Annotated in this window: 12 protein-coding genes; 6 read left to right on the plus strand and 6 right to left on the minus strand. The window is 63.7% G+C overall.

Annotation, left to right across the window (positions count from 1 at the left end; translation table 11 throughout):
* The first annotated feature begins 109 nt into the window (after positions 1-109).
* Positions 110-814, plus strand: coding sequence for an MgtC/SapB family protein (locus NKI29_RS23160; RefSeq protein WP_031194456.1), 705 nt, complete (start codon positions 110-112; stop codon positions 812-814).
* A 201-nt stretch (positions 815-1,015) separates the two neighbouring features.
* Complete coding sequence (locus NKI29_RS23165; protein ID WP_352449581.1) at positions 1,016-2,278, plus strand: DUF763 domain-containing protein; 1,263 nt, start codon at positions 1,016-1,018, stop codon at positions 2,276-2,278.
* A 10-nt stretch (positions 2,279-2,288) separates the two neighbouring features.
* Here NKI29_RS23165 and NKI29_RS23170 read toward each other — a convergent pair whose 3' ends face one another.
* The 6 genes from NKI29_RS23170 to NKI29_RS23195 all read right to left on the minus strand — a co-directional run bounded on the left by NKI29_RS23170 (position 2,289) and on the right by NKI29_RS23195 (position 7,294).
* The gene (locus NKI29_RS23170) at positions 2,289-2,732 is read right to left on the minus strand and encodes a PPC domain-containing DNA-binding protein (protein ID WP_352571873.1); all 444 of its coding nucleotides are present in this window, start codon (positions 2,730-2,732) and stop codon (positions 2,289-2,291) included.
* Positions 2,733-2,756: 24 nt separating this feature from the next.
* On the minus strand, positions 2,757-2,909 hold the full coding sequence (locus NKI29_RS23175) for a peptide ABC transporter permease (protein ID WP_352457805.1): 153 nt from the start codon (positions 2,907-2,909) through the stop codon (positions 2,757-2,759).
* Between the two features lie 201 nt (positions 2,910-3,110).
* Positions 3,111-4,826 carry an HAD family hydrolase gene (locus NKI29_RS23180; protein ID WP_352571872.1) on the minus strand — a complete coding sequence of 572 codons (1,716 nt, stop codon included), beginning with the start codon at positions 4,824-4,826 and terminating at the stop codon, positions 3,111-3,113.
* Positions 4,827-4,830: 4 nt separating this feature from the next.
* Positions 4,831-5,802 (minus strand): SDR family oxidoreductase, encoded by a 972-nt coding sequence (locus tag NKI29_RS23185; RefSeq protein ID WP_352571871.1) that lies wholly within the window; start codon positions 5,800-5,802, stop codon positions 4,831-4,833.
* Between the two features lie 49 nt (positions 5,803-5,851).
* Entirely contained in the window at positions 5,852-6,961 is a 1,110-nt protein-coding gene (locus NKI29_RS23190) for an FAD-dependent oxidoreductase (protein WP_352571870.1), read from the minus strand.
* A 9-nt stretch (positions 6,962-6,970) separates the two neighbouring features.
* The gene (locus tag NKI29_RS23195; RefSeq protein WP_352797302.1) at positions 6,971-7,294 is read right to left on the minus strand and encodes a hypothetical protein; all 324 of its coding nucleotides are present in this window, start codon (positions 7,292-7,294) and stop codon (positions 6,971-6,973) included.
* A gap of 202 nt (positions 7,295-7,496) precedes the next feature.
* Between NKI29_RS23195 and NKI29_RS23200 the strand changes: the two genes are divergently transcribed.
* The 4 genes from NKI29_RS23200 to NKI29_RS23215 are packed head-to-tail and all read left to right on the plus strand — an operon-like array spanning position 7,497 to position 13,008.
* Positions 7,497-8,153 (plus strand): cytochrome c3 family protein, encoded by a 657-nt coding sequence (locus NKI29_RS23200; RefSeq protein ID WP_502896720.1) that lies wholly within the window; start codon positions 7,497-7,499, stop codon positions 8,151-8,153.
* On the plus strand, positions 8,137-11,124 hold the full coding sequence (locus NKI29_RS23205) for a TAT-variant-translocated molybdopterin oxidoreductase (RefSeq protein ID WP_352797305.1): 2,988 nt from the start codon (positions 8,137-8,139) through the stop codon (positions 11,122-11,124). The genes NKI29_RS23200 and NKI29_RS23205 overlap by 17 nt, the downstream gene beginning before the upstream one ends.
* Positions 11,117-12,484, plus strand: a complete 1,368-nt coding sequence (gene nrfD, locus NKI29_RS23210) for an NrfD/PsrC family molybdoenzyme membrane anchor subunit (protein WP_352571866.1) — start codon at positions 11,117-11,119, stop codon at positions 12,482-12,484. Before NKI29_RS23205 ends, nrfD begins: the two co-directional genes overlap by 8 nt.
* Positions 12,481-13,008 (plus strand): DUF3341 domain-containing protein, encoded by a 528-nt coding sequence (locus tag NKI29_RS23215; protein WP_352457813.1) that lies wholly within the window; start codon positions 12,481-12,483, stop codon positions 13,006-13,008. The genes nrfD and NKI29_RS23215 overlap by 4 nt, the downstream gene beginning before the upstream one ends.
* Positions 13,009-13,010 lie beyond the last annotated feature (2 nt).

Below are 13,010 nucleotides of genomic sequence, written 5' to 3' on the forward strand. Positions count from 1 at the left end.
TTGTTGCTTATCGACGAAAAGAATTTGCGATGAAGACGCTCTTGCCCTTGTTCGCTTTGACCCTGGCGCTATTCCTGGCCAGCAGCGCTTGGCCTGACGGGTGACCGCGATGCTCCTCGTTGTTCCGGTCTGGCAGGACATCGCGGCACGACTGCTTCTGACCGCGCTCGCCGGCCTGTTGATAGGCCTCAACCGCGAGGCGCGCGGGCACGCGGCGGGGCTACGCACCACCGTGCTGGTCGGATTGGCCGCCGCCATCACAATGATCCAGGCCAGTATTCTGCTCGAGACCGTTGGCAAGCACCCGGATTCGTTTGCATCGATGGACGTCTTGCGCTTTCCGCTGGGCGTGTTGACCGGCGTCGGCTTTATCGGCGGTGGCGCCATTCTTCGCCGCGGCAATCTTGTCAGCGGCGTCACCACGGCGGCCACGTTGTGGGTGATGACGGCGATCGGATTGGCTTTCGGTGGGGGCCAATACGGCTTGGGCGCGGCCGGCACGGCGCTGACGCTGGCCACCTTGCTGGTCCTGAAATGGGTGGACCTTCGAATGTCGCGCGAACACCATGCCCAGTTGGCACTGACCTGGAAGGCCGCGGCTCGACAGGAGCTCGATGCGCTCATCGGGCCGCTTGGCTACCAGGCACGCCTCGTCGCAATAGAGAGGCGCCCAGATCTCAAGGACCCTGTGTTCTCGTTCGAGATCAGTTGGAGGCGGCCCGACACTGGCGCACCGCCAATGGATCTGCTGGCATCGGTGGGCGAGCATTGCGAGATCCAGAAGTTTGATCTCCTCAGCGAACCTGCCCGCTAGAGCGGTTCATCGTTTCACGGAAACGCCGAAACGCTCTATCTCTTTGTTTCTGCGCAATCCCGGACGGAAAACCGTTTCACACTTTTCCTGGAATTGCTCTAGCGGCTTGCAACGATCGCGGCCTGAATCAGGCCATAGCTTCTCCACACCCCTTTCGATACCTATCTGTCGAGGCAGGACTCAAGGAGCAAGCAAAAGAGCGTGGCACAGCGATCGGGAAGTGCTGATCTCCCACTTCACGGCGGACGCGTGCCGAAATGGCTCGGCGACCGCATGACGCGGCTTGGCGCGGTCATGTGCGAGGCGATCATCCACCATTACGGCCGCGATGAATTGCTGCGCCGGCTGGCGCATCCGTTCTGGTTCCAGTCCTTTGGCGCCGTAATGGGGATGGACTGGCACTCTTCCGGCATCACCACCAGCGTCGTCGGTGCCTTGAAGCGCGGTCTGTCGCCGCTTTCCGGCGAACTCGGCATCCACGTTTGCGGCGGCCGCGGCGCGCATTCGCGCAAGACCCCGCACGAGCTTGCCCTGATCGGCGAGCGTGTCGGCCTCGACGGGCAAGGCCTCGCGACTGCCAGCCGGCTTGTCGCCAAGGTGGACAGCGCCGCGGTCCAGGACGGTTTCGATCTCTATCTGCACGGCTTTATCGTCACCGACGACGGCAAGTGGGTGGTGGTGCAGCAGGGCATGAACGGCGACAGCAAGGTGGCGCGCCGCTATCACTGGCTGTCCGAAGGCCTGAAGAGCTTTGTCGACCAGCCGCATGCTGCCATCGAGGGCGCCAACCAAGGCGAGATCGTCAACCTGACCGACCGGCGCGCTGAAGCGTCGCGCCAGGGACAACTGGACCTTCTGCACGACCTTGGACCGGATCGCATCGTGAGGGAGCTTGCCGCTTTGGAGCGGGGTTCGGCGCCAGCGCCGGAGCCGGCACAAAAGCTGCTGCCGCATCTGGTGATGCCGGCGCACCACGATGTGCGCGAAAGCGACGTCGTCATGCGCCGCCTGCACGGCAACATCGCGGCGGCGGCCGAGCGCGGCCCGACAGATTTCGCCGGGCTTCTCCTGGTGCCCAATGTCGGCGCGCGCACGGTGCGGGCGCTGGCGCTGGTCGCCGAAGTCGTGCATGGCGCGCCGTGCCGTTTTTCCGATCCAGGCCGTTTCTCGCTGGCGCATGGCGGCAAGGACAGGCACCCGTTCCCCGTGCCGCTGAAGGTCTATGACGAGACGATCGGCGTGCTGAAGTCGGCTGTCCAGAAGGCCAGGCTCGGCCGTGACGAAGAGATCGGCGCCTTGCGGCGGCTGGACGACCAGTCGAGGCAGGTCGAGCGCTATGTCACCGGCCCAAGCCTGAAGGAAATCGTCGCCGGGGAGTTCGAGCAATCGCATCTGCTCGGCGGCCGCAGCGTCTTCGGTTGGGAGGTCGTACCCGAAACGGCCGCAGTCAAATCAACGAAATGATCGGCTCGGATCAAGCCTCCAAGTCGATCAGGGCGACGCCGAGTTCGGGACGGTGCCTGCGGCGCAGATGGCCAGGCGTCTCCACCAATGTGACCTCGAGCGTCGGCCGCACGATGCCGTCCAGCAGATGACCGCCCCTCGTGGTGCCGTCACTCAATCCAAGGACTGCGTGGACGTGCAGGCTGGGCTTGCCGTCGTCGCCGATAGCAACATCGCCGATCGCGCTCAGCACTTCGCACTGTTCCCGGACGGGGATTTTCCGATAGGTCTTTTCCCCGGGGTCGAACCAGCCGACAGTCGCCGTTTCGAAAGCACCGAGCGCGGTCAGCGACGCGCCGCCGACGCCACGGTCGACCGCAAACGAGGTCAGCTGCGCAAACGCCTCTTCGCCGGGATCAAGCACAACGACGAACGTTCTCTGTCCGGCGCTTTCGGCAACAAGCTGTGATTTCATGATTTCGCTCCAGCCGTCAGGAATTCAAATCCACCACACCAGCAATGCCAGCAAGACGAGACCCACTAGGCCGGCGATGAAAATGATCCGGCGCGCCCGCGTCCGCAGGATGATCTCGCCCTGCCGCGCCTGTTCCGCTGAAAAGACAGGACCATCCTTGTCCCGGTCGTTGCTCATCCATCATCTCCTTTCGGGCAATTATTCAGCATTGAATAGATCTGGCGCCCGATAGAACACAATCTCGTTTGGCGGATGAGGTTCCACGATGGACCATCGACGGTTGGAACCGACTGGGACTCGGCCGTCTGCCGAGGCGGGACGGAGATCGACCACGAGGTGAACCCAGCCGGCTTGGGACCGGCTGGGCGCCGTTTGCATCTATTCCTTCGGCGCGGTCGCGGGCGCGGTATAGCGGCGGCGCACCGCGTCCAGGACGTGGTTGCGGCTCTCCTGCGCCGAAAGTGTGCCGTCTTTCTCCGCTTCGGCGGTTTCGCGCGCCAGTTCCTTGTCCCTGATCTGGTGGCGAAACCATTCGGAATAGTCGCCGGCGCGCAAATGATGTTCCCAGGTCCTGTCGTCGATGCCCTCGGCGATCTGGGCGAAAATCATCAGATTATGGGCGCGGAGGTTCATCGCATTGTCGGGGCCGCGGAAATAGAAGCTGCCCTTCTCGTCCAGCTGGCCCTCGGCATATTTGCGGCTGTGGCGCTTGAGCGACTGTCGCGGTTCGATCGGCTCGACCATGGCAGGTTTCTTGCGCGCCTGCGGCCGCCAGAACAGCACGCGCTCGTCTTTTGGAGAGTTCAGGTCCTTGTCCTTTGGCGGTTCGGTGCCGGTCTCGTGACAGAACGTCTTGATGACCTTTTTCGCCTTGGGGCCGAGTGCGATGACGGCGGTGACCAGCCGCAATGCCTCGGTTGAGATCGCGTCCGGATGAACCGTGATCAGGATCGTGCCCGGCAATTCCATGGCCAGCACCATTGGCGTGTCGTCGCGCCGCTTCGGCAAGAGGTGATGCGCCTCGTCGATGATCAGCCAGTGTGGTCGTGCCGTGCGGAAGCGAACGCCGCCAAGGCCCGGCAGCAGGTCGGCAAAGAAGTCCGGCCGCTCGTTGACGCGCAGCGCCAGGCCATTGACGACCAGATTGTTGTCCGGCTTCTCCAGGAGATCGAGCAACTGCGTCTTCGTCGGCGCGTTCGAGCCGTCGCCCAGCCGGACGGCGCCTTCGAGGCCGTCATAGTCGCCTTCCGGATCGAAGATGCAGAACTGGAACTTTCTCTCGACGAAGCGCTCCGTCAGTGCGGTCGCCAGGGTCGATTTGCCGATGCCGGAGCTGCCGGCGATCAGCACCGTATCGGTTGGCGACAGATACACCTCCTTGCCATCCTCCGAGCCAAGCAGAATGCCGTCGCGGTTCGACACAAGCTCGCGATCGCGCTCGACCACCTTGGCGATCAGTTCCTCGACGCCTTTTCCGCGCGCGCCGCGTGTCACGAGATCCGCCGTATCCTTGACTGCCGGCAGTGCGTTGTCGACGGCGACGCTGAAGCCGCAGGCGCGCAGGAAGGCGTGGTCGTTTTCGGCGTCGCCGACACCGACGACGTTGTGCGGCGACAATCTGAGGTCCTGAAGCGCGGCTGTCAGCCCGGTCGCCTTGTTGATGCCGCTGGGCAGGATCATCACCGCGCCCTTGTTGAAGATGATTTCCAGCTCCAGCCCCAATTTCTTGATGACCTCGAGCGCGGTAGCCTGATGCGGTTCCCAGGTTGCGACGATCGAGCGTCCGACCGAAAGCGGTTTGACACCGCGTTTCCTGAGTTTGGCGATGAACTCGGGGGCGGGCGGCGGAGATATCGTCCGCTCCTCCTCGCTGGCCGGCGTGTAGATCAGCGCCCCGTTTTCCGCGACCACCTTGTCGAAGATCGCGACTTCGGGAAAGACGCGTTTCAGGTCGGGCAGCTCGCGCCCGGTGACGAGAATGAGTTTGCGGCCACTCTTCTTGAAGCGTTCAAGCGCCGCAAGCGTCTTCTCGGCAACGACCCCTTCATGCGCCAGCGTGCCGTCATAATCAGTGGCCAGGGCAATGAAATACATGCCGTCAATAGCCGCCCACGATCGGCAATATCTCGCCGGTGATGTAGCTCGAGCAGTGCGGCGAGGCGAGGAACACGTAGGCCGGCGCGATCTCCTCCGGCTGCGCCGGCCGTTTCATCGGCGTATCAGCGCCAAATTTCGAAACATCGCCGGCTTCCTTGTCCGAGGGGTTGAGCGGCGTCCAAACCGGGCCTGGCGCCACGGCGTTGACCCTTATGCCCTTCTCGACAAGGTTGCCCGAGAGCGCGCGGGTGAAGGCATGAATGCCGCCCTTGGTCATGGAGTAATCGACCAGTTGCTTCGAGCCCTCGATGCCGGTCACTGAACCGGTATTGATGATCGCCGAACCGGGTTTCATGTGCGGCACGGCCTCCTGCGCCATGTGGAAATAGCCGTAGAGGTTGGTCTTCAGCGTCGTATCGAAATGCTCCTCGGTCAGCTCGCTGAAATCGCTGGAATGGACCTGGAAAGCGGCATTGTTGACCAGCACGTCGATCCGCCCAAACTCCTGCACGATCTCAGCCACCGCGTTGTGGCAGTGGTTGCGTTCGCTGACGTCGGCCTTGATCAGGATGCAGCGCCGGCCTTCCGCTTCGACGGCCCTTTTGGTATCTTTGGCGTCCCTATCCTCCGAGAGATAGACGATCGCCACATCGGCGCCTTCACGCGCATATAGCACGGCCACCGCACGGCCGATGCCTGAATCGCCGCCGGTAATGACGGCCACTTTGCCGTCGAGCTTTTTCGATCCGATATAAAATGGCGCATCGTAAAGCGGCGCCGGCTCGATCGCCCATTCATGGCCCGGCTTCGGCTGGTGCTGCTCGGGGAAGGGCGGCTCGGGATATTTGCGGGCGCCGGCCTGCATGGCGCCTTTTTGCTTGCCATTGGATTTGGACTTGTCCTTCTCGTCGATACGGCGCTGGATATGCCGTTGCTTGGCGGCCTCGCCGGCGATTTCCGATTTCATCTGCATGGTCATCTCCCTGGCTTGAAACCCAACAACGCATATCCGGCGAAAAGGTTTATGCGACCACGTCATTCCTTGAGCCCGGCGACACGCTCAGCAGCGGCCGTTGCAGCAGCGGCAGATGGCCGACGACGCTGAAGGCCGCGTTCCTGACGCCTTGCATGATGCCGTTGTCCGATTGGGCCAGCGAGAGGATGCGCTCGCTGAGCGTGATCCACCGTTGCCCCACCGGGTGGCGTTCGCTTGTGTAGCCGGCAAGCGTGCCGTCGACGAAACGCCTGGCGAATGACGCGGCGTCCTCGATGCCGAGATTCATGCCGCGCGCGCCCAACGGCGAATGCACATGCGCGGCATCGCCTCCCAGGAAGACGCATGCGGTTTGATAGCGCGGCGCCTGTCGTACCGGAATATGGAAGCGGTCGGCCCGCAACAACCGCGTGATCCGGTAATTGCCGGGGATGCGCGCCAACGCATCCTCGCTGTTTGAAACCGCGCGATAACGCTTCTCGCCGATCGGGATGACGAAACCGACGTCGCCGTTCCTGTGAAGAAATGCGTGGGCGGCCATCGGCTCATAGGGCCAATCGTCGATGTCGGCGTCGGCAATGCTCCATTGCCGCCGATGCGTGTAGCCATCGAAGCCGATGCCCATGGCATCACGCACGGTGCTTTGCGCACCGTCGGCTCCGAAGACAAGGTCGAAACTTGCCTCGTCACGGCCGTCTGGCGCCTCGATCCGCACCTCGGCGCGGCCTTTGTGCTCGGCCATGCCGACAAATGTGCTTCGCCATTCGACGTCGATGCCAAATCCCTTGAGCGTATCGGTCATCAGCGATTCGGTGTCGCGCTGCGGCAGCGACAGCAGGAAATTATGGCGGTGCGGCAGGATCGAGAAATCGATCTCGCCGAGCGCTCGTCCTTCGAAGTAGAAACGGGCTCGGCGAATTTTCAATCCTTCGGCGAGCAATCGGGCAGCGACTTTGGACGGTTCAAGGATGTCGAGGCTGTGCGAACTGATGCCGACCGCCTTGGCGAGCGGCGTCGGGCCTTCCTTGCGGTCGATGATGCGAGGTGCAATGCCGCGCCTTGCCAGTTCGACTGCCGCCGTCAGCCCGGTCGGGCCGGCGCCGACGATCAGGATGGAAGCGTCCCGCGAAGCCGTCATCGTGGGGCGTCAGCTTTTTGGCAGTGCGTAGGCAATGATGTCGTCGCCGATCCTGGTCTCCATGAAATGGTGGCCGCCGGCTGCAAGGGTCGCCAGCCAGGTCAGGACGTAAAGCCATACACCGGCGGCATTGCCGGCAAGCAGCAGGCTGCCGGCGGCCAGCAGGGCGATCCCGGCGGGCAGATAGTACCAGGATCCGCCCAGCGCGATCAGCCAGGCACCGCCCCCTCCGATCAGCAGGCCGAGGATCGTCAGCAGCGCGCCGACGAACATCGTCCACCAGAAGGCAACGCCGGACCGGCGGCGAATGGGATGGGGGTGGGGGATGGTCATGATGCTTATCCAGGTGAAACAGAACGTGACCTCATCCGAACGTATGGAGGGTTCGATGGTTTCCGGTCAGCCCGACCTGATGGGCCAGGGCGGGGTAACCATTCTGTGATCTCCGCTGCTCCAGCCGGAACTTACCCACGCAGCCGCAGTTAGGCACTTTGGGGGGTGAGTATGGTTTGCTGGATGCGAAATCGGCGAGGGGATGCCGCAGGTCTTTTCAAGGAGTGCCAACGGCATTTCACGCTTCGCTCTGTGGGGCGCGTGTTTCATGGCCATCTTTGCGGCTCTCGGCGGTACCGCCGTCTTGCGTTCGGACTTCGTCACCGGCGTTGGCCGGCCGTTGGCGCAACCAGTGCCGTTCAGCCACAGGCACCATGTCGGCGAGCTCGGCCTCGATTGCCGTTATTGCCATAGCGGCGTCGAGACTGCGTCATCGGCGGGTCTGCCGGCGACCGAGGTGTGCATGACCTGCCATTCGCAGCTGTTCACCAACGCGGACATGCTGGCGCCGATACGGGCAAGCCTTGCTTCCGGGCAGCCATTGCAGTGGCAGCAGGTGAACAGTGTCCCCGACTTCGTCTATTTCAATCATTCGATCCATATCGCTAAAGGCGTCGCCTGCGAGACGTGCCATGGCGAGGTCGACGACATGCCGCTGATGCGGCGGGCGCACGCACTATCGATGGAATGGTGCCTGGCATGCCATCGCGATCCCGAGCCTAATTTGCGTCCGCCGCAGGACGTGTTCCTGATGCACTGGAAGCCACCGGCCGGCATCGCCGAAATCCGCCGGTCACTCATCAGCCTTCTCGATATCCACCCCGAGACCATGACCGACTGTTATGTCTGCCACCGCTGACAAACCGATCGCGGCTCCAGACATGGCCGGCCTGCGCGAACGGCTTTCGCCCGGCCCGGAGCTGTGGCGAAGCCTCGACGAGCTCGCCGATACGCCGGAATTCCGCCGCTTCGTCGATGCCGAATTTCCCTCGATCGCCGAGCGCATCCCGCGGCTCGACCGGCGCACGCTGCTGAAGCTGATGGGTGCATCGCTGACGCTGGCCGGGCTTGCCGCCTGCAGCCGGGCCGAAGACATCCTGCCTTATATCCGCCAGCCGGAAAACATCGTTCCCGGCAAGCCGCTTTATTACGCGACCACGCTTTCGAGCGATGGCTACGGTATCGGTGCGGTGGTCGAAAGCCATGAGGGCCGGCCGACCAAGGTGGAAGGCAATCCCGGCCATCCGGCCTCGCGCGGTGCGACGGACGCCATCATGCAGGCGGCGGTGCTGTCGCTTTTCGACCCCGATCGCTCGCGCATGCCGCTGAAACACGGCGAACCGGCGGCCTATGGCGACTTCCTTGCCGACATGGCCGAGCTCACCTCGCAGCTGGCCGGCTCAGGCGGTGCCGGCGCGGCGCTGCTGATCGAGGCGACGACCTCGCCCACCATGAAGGCGCAGCTCGAGGCGCTGCGCGCGCGCTACCCCAGGCTGAGGCTGTTCCAGCACGATCCCCTGGCAACGCCATCCGGCGCCGAAGCCACGCAGACTCTTTTCGGCAGGGCGCTTGCACCGGTCTACCGGTTCGATCGCGCCGACGCGATTGTCAGTCTCGACGCGGATTTCCTGGGCGAGGGCCCCGGCCGTCTCGCTTACGCCCGTGACTTTGCCGCGCGGCGTCGCGTGCGCCGGGCGGACGATACGATGAGCCGGGTCTATGCGGTGGAATCGACGCCGACGATCACCGGCGCTGCCGCCGATCACCGCAGGCCGGTGCGGCCGAGCGAGGTCGAAGCCGTCGCCGCGGCGCTGAGCGCGGTGCTTGGCGGCGAAGCGGCGCCAAGCGCCTTGGCACTGGACCCGGCCTGGTTGGCTGCCACTGCGGACGACCTGAAGGCGGCCGGCCGCTCGGCGCTGATCGTGCCGGGCGCCCATCAAACACCGTTCGTCCATGCCGCGGCTCTTGCCATGAATGCGCGGCTTGGTGCGCTTGGCAACACCGTGGAACTGATCGAGCCGCCCGACGCGATGCCCATCGAGGGCGACCTCGCTGCACTTTGCCAGGCGATCGCCGCGCGAGATATCGACACCGTTGTCATACTCGGCGCCAATCCTCTCCACACCGCACCTGCGGGGCTCGATGTCCGCGACGTGTTTTCGCAGCTGAAGCTTCTTGTCCACTGGGGTCTCTACCGCGACGAAACCGCCTTCGTCGCACACTGGCATGTCCCTGCTGCGCATGATCTCGAGAGTTGGAGTGACCTGCGCGCCCATGACGGAACCGCGTCGATCGTGCAGCCGCTGATCAGGCCGCTTTACCAGGGGCGGGCGGTGCATGAAATCCTGGCCGTGCTTGGCGGTGAATTAGCTGTTTCTGCGCTGCCGCTCGTCCGCCGGACATGGGCACAAACGACTTGGGCGCAAGCACTGGACGATCCCGCGTGGCGAAAGGCGCTTCGCGACGGCTTTGTATCCGGCAGTGCCAGCACTCCAGTCGATGTTGCGAGGCCGGCGGATTTGCGCGGCCTGAACCCGCGCGTCGAAGCGGCCAAAGGCGTCGAAATCCGTTTCGTCGCCGATCCCTGGCTGCGCGACGGACGCAATGCCAACTCGTCCTGGCTGCAGGAATTGCCGCGGCCACTGAGCAAGATCGTCTGGGGCAATGCAGCGCTGATGTCGCCAGCGACGGCGGGGCGGCTTCAGGTGGAAAACGCCCGGGTCGTCAATATCGCCTCGAACGGCACGGACATCGATGCGCCGGTCTGGATCATGCCTGGCCATCCCGACGAGACCGTGACACTTGCTCTGGGCTTCGGCCGGAAGCTCGGTTCGGTGGCAGCACTCGCCGACGGCCACGACGCGTACAGGCTGCGAAGCCTCGAGGCTCCCTGGATCGTCTATGGCGCCACGGTCGCGCCGCGGGACGGCAGTGCGCGGGTCATCACCACGCAACACCATCAGGCGATGGAGGGCAGGGCGATCGTTCGCCATGCCTCGCTCGAGGCCTTCCGCAAAAATCCACACTTCGTGCGCGACGGCGCCCCGCCCGCGCCAACCGGATCGCTCTATCCCGACTGGCAATACAGCCAGGAAGCCTGGGGCATGTCGATCGACCAGTCGGCATGCATCGGCTGCATGGCTTGCGTTTCTGCCTGCCAGGCGGAAAACAACATCGCCACCGTCGGGCCGGACGAGTCGGCACTCGGCCGTGAGATGCATTGGCTGCGGATCGACCGCTACTACTCCGGCCCGCTCGACGATCCCGACGTCTTTTTCCAGCCGGTGCCTTGCATGCATTGTGAGAAGGCGCCGTGCGAGGTCGTCTGTCCGGTCAACGCCACCACCCACACCCATGACGGGCTGAACGCGCAGGTCTACAACCGCTGCATCGGCACGCGCTACTGCTCGCAGAACTGCCCCTACAAGGTGCGGCGCTTCAACTTCCTGGACTTCCAGGAATTCGACAAGGATGCGGCCGGACCGGAACAGGCCGCGCACAATCCAGACGTCAGCGTCCGTTCGCGCGGTGTGATGGAAAAATGCACCTACTGCGTCCAGCGCATTTCCGAAAAACGCATCAAGGCGCAGATCGAAAACCGCCACATCGCCGACGGCGAAGTGGTGACCGCCTGTCAGCAGGCCTGCCCGACACAGGCGATCGTTTTCGGGGACCTCAACAGCAAGGGCGCCGCTGTCGTGCAGGAAAAAGCAGCGCCGCAACACTACGCCTTGCTCGAGGACCTCAACACGCGACCCCGCACCACCTATCTCGGCAAGATCAGGAATATCAACGGCCGTCTCTCGCCAGGCGGGAAAGCCGATGGCTGAGGCTATTGCTGGAAAACCGGGCGCACTGCCCGTTCTGCGCGGCCGGCACGACCTTCCGGAGATCAGCGGCCGTATCAGTGCGATCGTCCTCGACGGCAGGCTGCCGCGCTATTTCTGGACCGCGTTTTTCGCCTGCTTCGTCTTCGTCCTCATCTTTCTCTATTCGATTACCTATCTGATCTCGGTCGGCGTTGGCGCCTATGGCGTCAACATTCCGGTTGTCTGGGGCACGATGATTGGCAATTTCGTCTGGTGGATTGGCATCGGCCATGCCGGCACGCTGATCTCGGCGGTGCTTCTGCTTCTGCGCCAACCATGGCGCGCCTCGATCAACCGCTTTGCCGAGGCGATGACGCTGTTTGCCGTGGCGATGGCGGGGCTTTTCCCGATCCTGCATCTCGGCCGCCCGTGGTTCTTCTACTGGCTGCTGCCGCTACCCAACACGCATATGCATTGGCCGCAATGGCGCAGCCCACTGGTCTGGGATTTCGCGGCGATCGCCACCTATGCCAGCGTTTCGCTGATGTTCTGGTATATGGGCCTGCTGCCCGATCTCGCCGTCCTGCGCGACCGGGCGAAATCGCGCCCGGCGCAGCTGTTCTACGGGATACTGGCGCTCGGCTGGCGCGGTTCGGCCTTTCATTGGGCGCGCTACCAGACGGTCTATTTCCTGATGGCGGCACTGGCCACGCCGCTGGTCGTCTCGGTGCATTCGATCGTCTCGCTCGACTTCACCTTCGCCATCACGCCGGGCTTCCATTCGACTATCTTTCCTCCCTATTTCGTTGCCGGCGCGCTGCTGTCCGGCTTCGCCATGGTGCTTACCATCGCCATCCCGCTGCGCTGGGCGTTTTCGGTCCAGGATCTGATCACGCCGCGGCACATGGACAATGCCGCCAAGCTGATGATCGCCGCCGGCATGATCGTCATCTACGGCTATGCCTCCGAGGCTTTCTTCGCCTGGTATTCGGGCGAAACCTATGAGCGCACGATGATGTGGCAGCGCGCCTTCGGACCTTATGCGCCGCTGTTCTGGACCATGCTCGCCTGCAACGGCGCTGTTTTGCAATTGCTCTGGTTCCGCCGGGTGCGCCTCAACATGGCGGTGCTGTTCGCCATTGCCCTGATCATCAATGTCGGCATGTGGGTCGAGCGCTACGTCATCGTCGTCACCGGGCCAAGCCGCGATTACCTGCCGTCGTCCTGGGGCGAACAATCACTGAGATGGCTCGACTTCGGCATCCTGTTCGGCTCGATCGGCACCTTCTTCGCATTGGTCTTCCTGTTCATCCGCGTCCTGCCGGCCATCACCATTTTCGAGGTCGAGGAGCTGGCCGGGGAGAGGGGCGGCGCAAGATGAGCCTTTACGGCGTCATTGCGGCTTTCGCCGATCCCGAAGCGCTGACCGAGGCGGTCCGCACCATGCGGGCGCGCGGCTACCGGCGCATGGACGCGTTCTCGCCGTTCCATGTGCATGGGCTGGCCGACATGCTCGGCATGCGCAAGACGCGCTTGCCATGGGCCATCCTTGGCGGCGCCGTCGCCGGCGCGGTGTTTGTCTATGGCCTGATCCTCTATTCGGTCGAGATCGATTTTCCGCTCAATGTCGGCGGCCGGCCGCTGCATTCCTGGCCGGCCTTTCTCGTCATCGCCTTCGAGGCCGCGATACTTGGCGCTGCGCTGGCCGCATTCTTCGGCATGCTGGCCGCCAATCGCCTGCCCGAATATTACCACCCGGTCTTCAACGCCACGAGCTTCACCTATGCGCGCGGCGGCAAGTTCTATCTGCTCGTCGAGGCCGCCGATCCGAAGTTCCGCAAGGGCGTGACCAAGGGCCAGCTGACACGGCTCGGCGCCGAAACCGTCGAGGAGGTGGAGGCGTGAAC

It is taken from the genome of Mesorhizobium sp. M0678, from assembly GCF_040320505.1.
GTDB lineage: Bacteria > Pseudomonadota > Alphaproteobacteria > Rhizobiales > Rhizobiaceae > Mesorhizobium.

Bases quoted from the DNA above. Each gene is read 5' to 3' on its own strand.
- NKI29_RS23170 (WP_352571873.1), bottom strand. From the start codon at position 2,732: ATGAAATCACAGCTTGTTGCCGAAAGCGCCGGACAGAGAACGTTCGTC.
- NKI29_RS23160 (WP_031194456.1), top strand. From the start codon at position 110: ATGCTCCTCGTTGTTCCGGTCTGGCAGGACATCGCGGCACGACTGCTT.
- NKI29_RS23200 (WP_502896720.1), top strand. From the start codon at position 7,497: ATGCCGCAGGTCTTTTCAAGGAGTGCCAACGGCATTTCACGCTTCGCT.
- NKI29_RS23190 (WP_352571870.1), bottom strand. From the start codon at position 6,961: ATGACGGCTTCGCGGGACGCTTCCATCCTGATCGTCGGCGCCGGCCCG.
- nrfD (WP_352571866.1), top strand. From the start codon at position 11,117: ATGGCTGAGGCTATTGCTGGAAAACCGGGCGCACTGCCCGTTCTGCGC.
- NKI29_RS23205 (WP_352797305.1), top strand. From the start codon at position 8,137: ATGTCTGCCACCGCTGACAAACCGATCGCGGCTCCAGACATGGCCGGC.
- NKI29_RS23175 (WP_352457805.1), bottom strand. From the start codon at position 2,909: ATGAGCAACGACCGGGACAAGGATGGTCCTGTCTTTTCAGCGGAACAG.
- NKI29_RS23215 (WP_352457813.1), top strand. From the start codon at position 12,481: ATGAGCCTTTACGGCGTCATTGCGGCTTTCGCCGATCCCGAAGCGCTG.
- NKI29_RS23185 (WP_352571871.1), bottom strand. From the start codon at position 5,802: ATGCAGATGAAATCGGAAATCGCCGGCGAGGCCGCCAAGCAACGGCAT.
- NKI29_RS23180 (WP_352571872.1), bottom strand. From the start codon at position 4,826: ATGTATTTCATTGCCCTGGCCACTGATTATGACGGCACGCTGGCGCAT.
- NKI29_RS23195 (WP_352797302.1), bottom strand. From the start codon at position 7,294: ATGACCATCCCCCACCCCCATCCCATTCGCCGCCGGTCCGGCGTTGCC.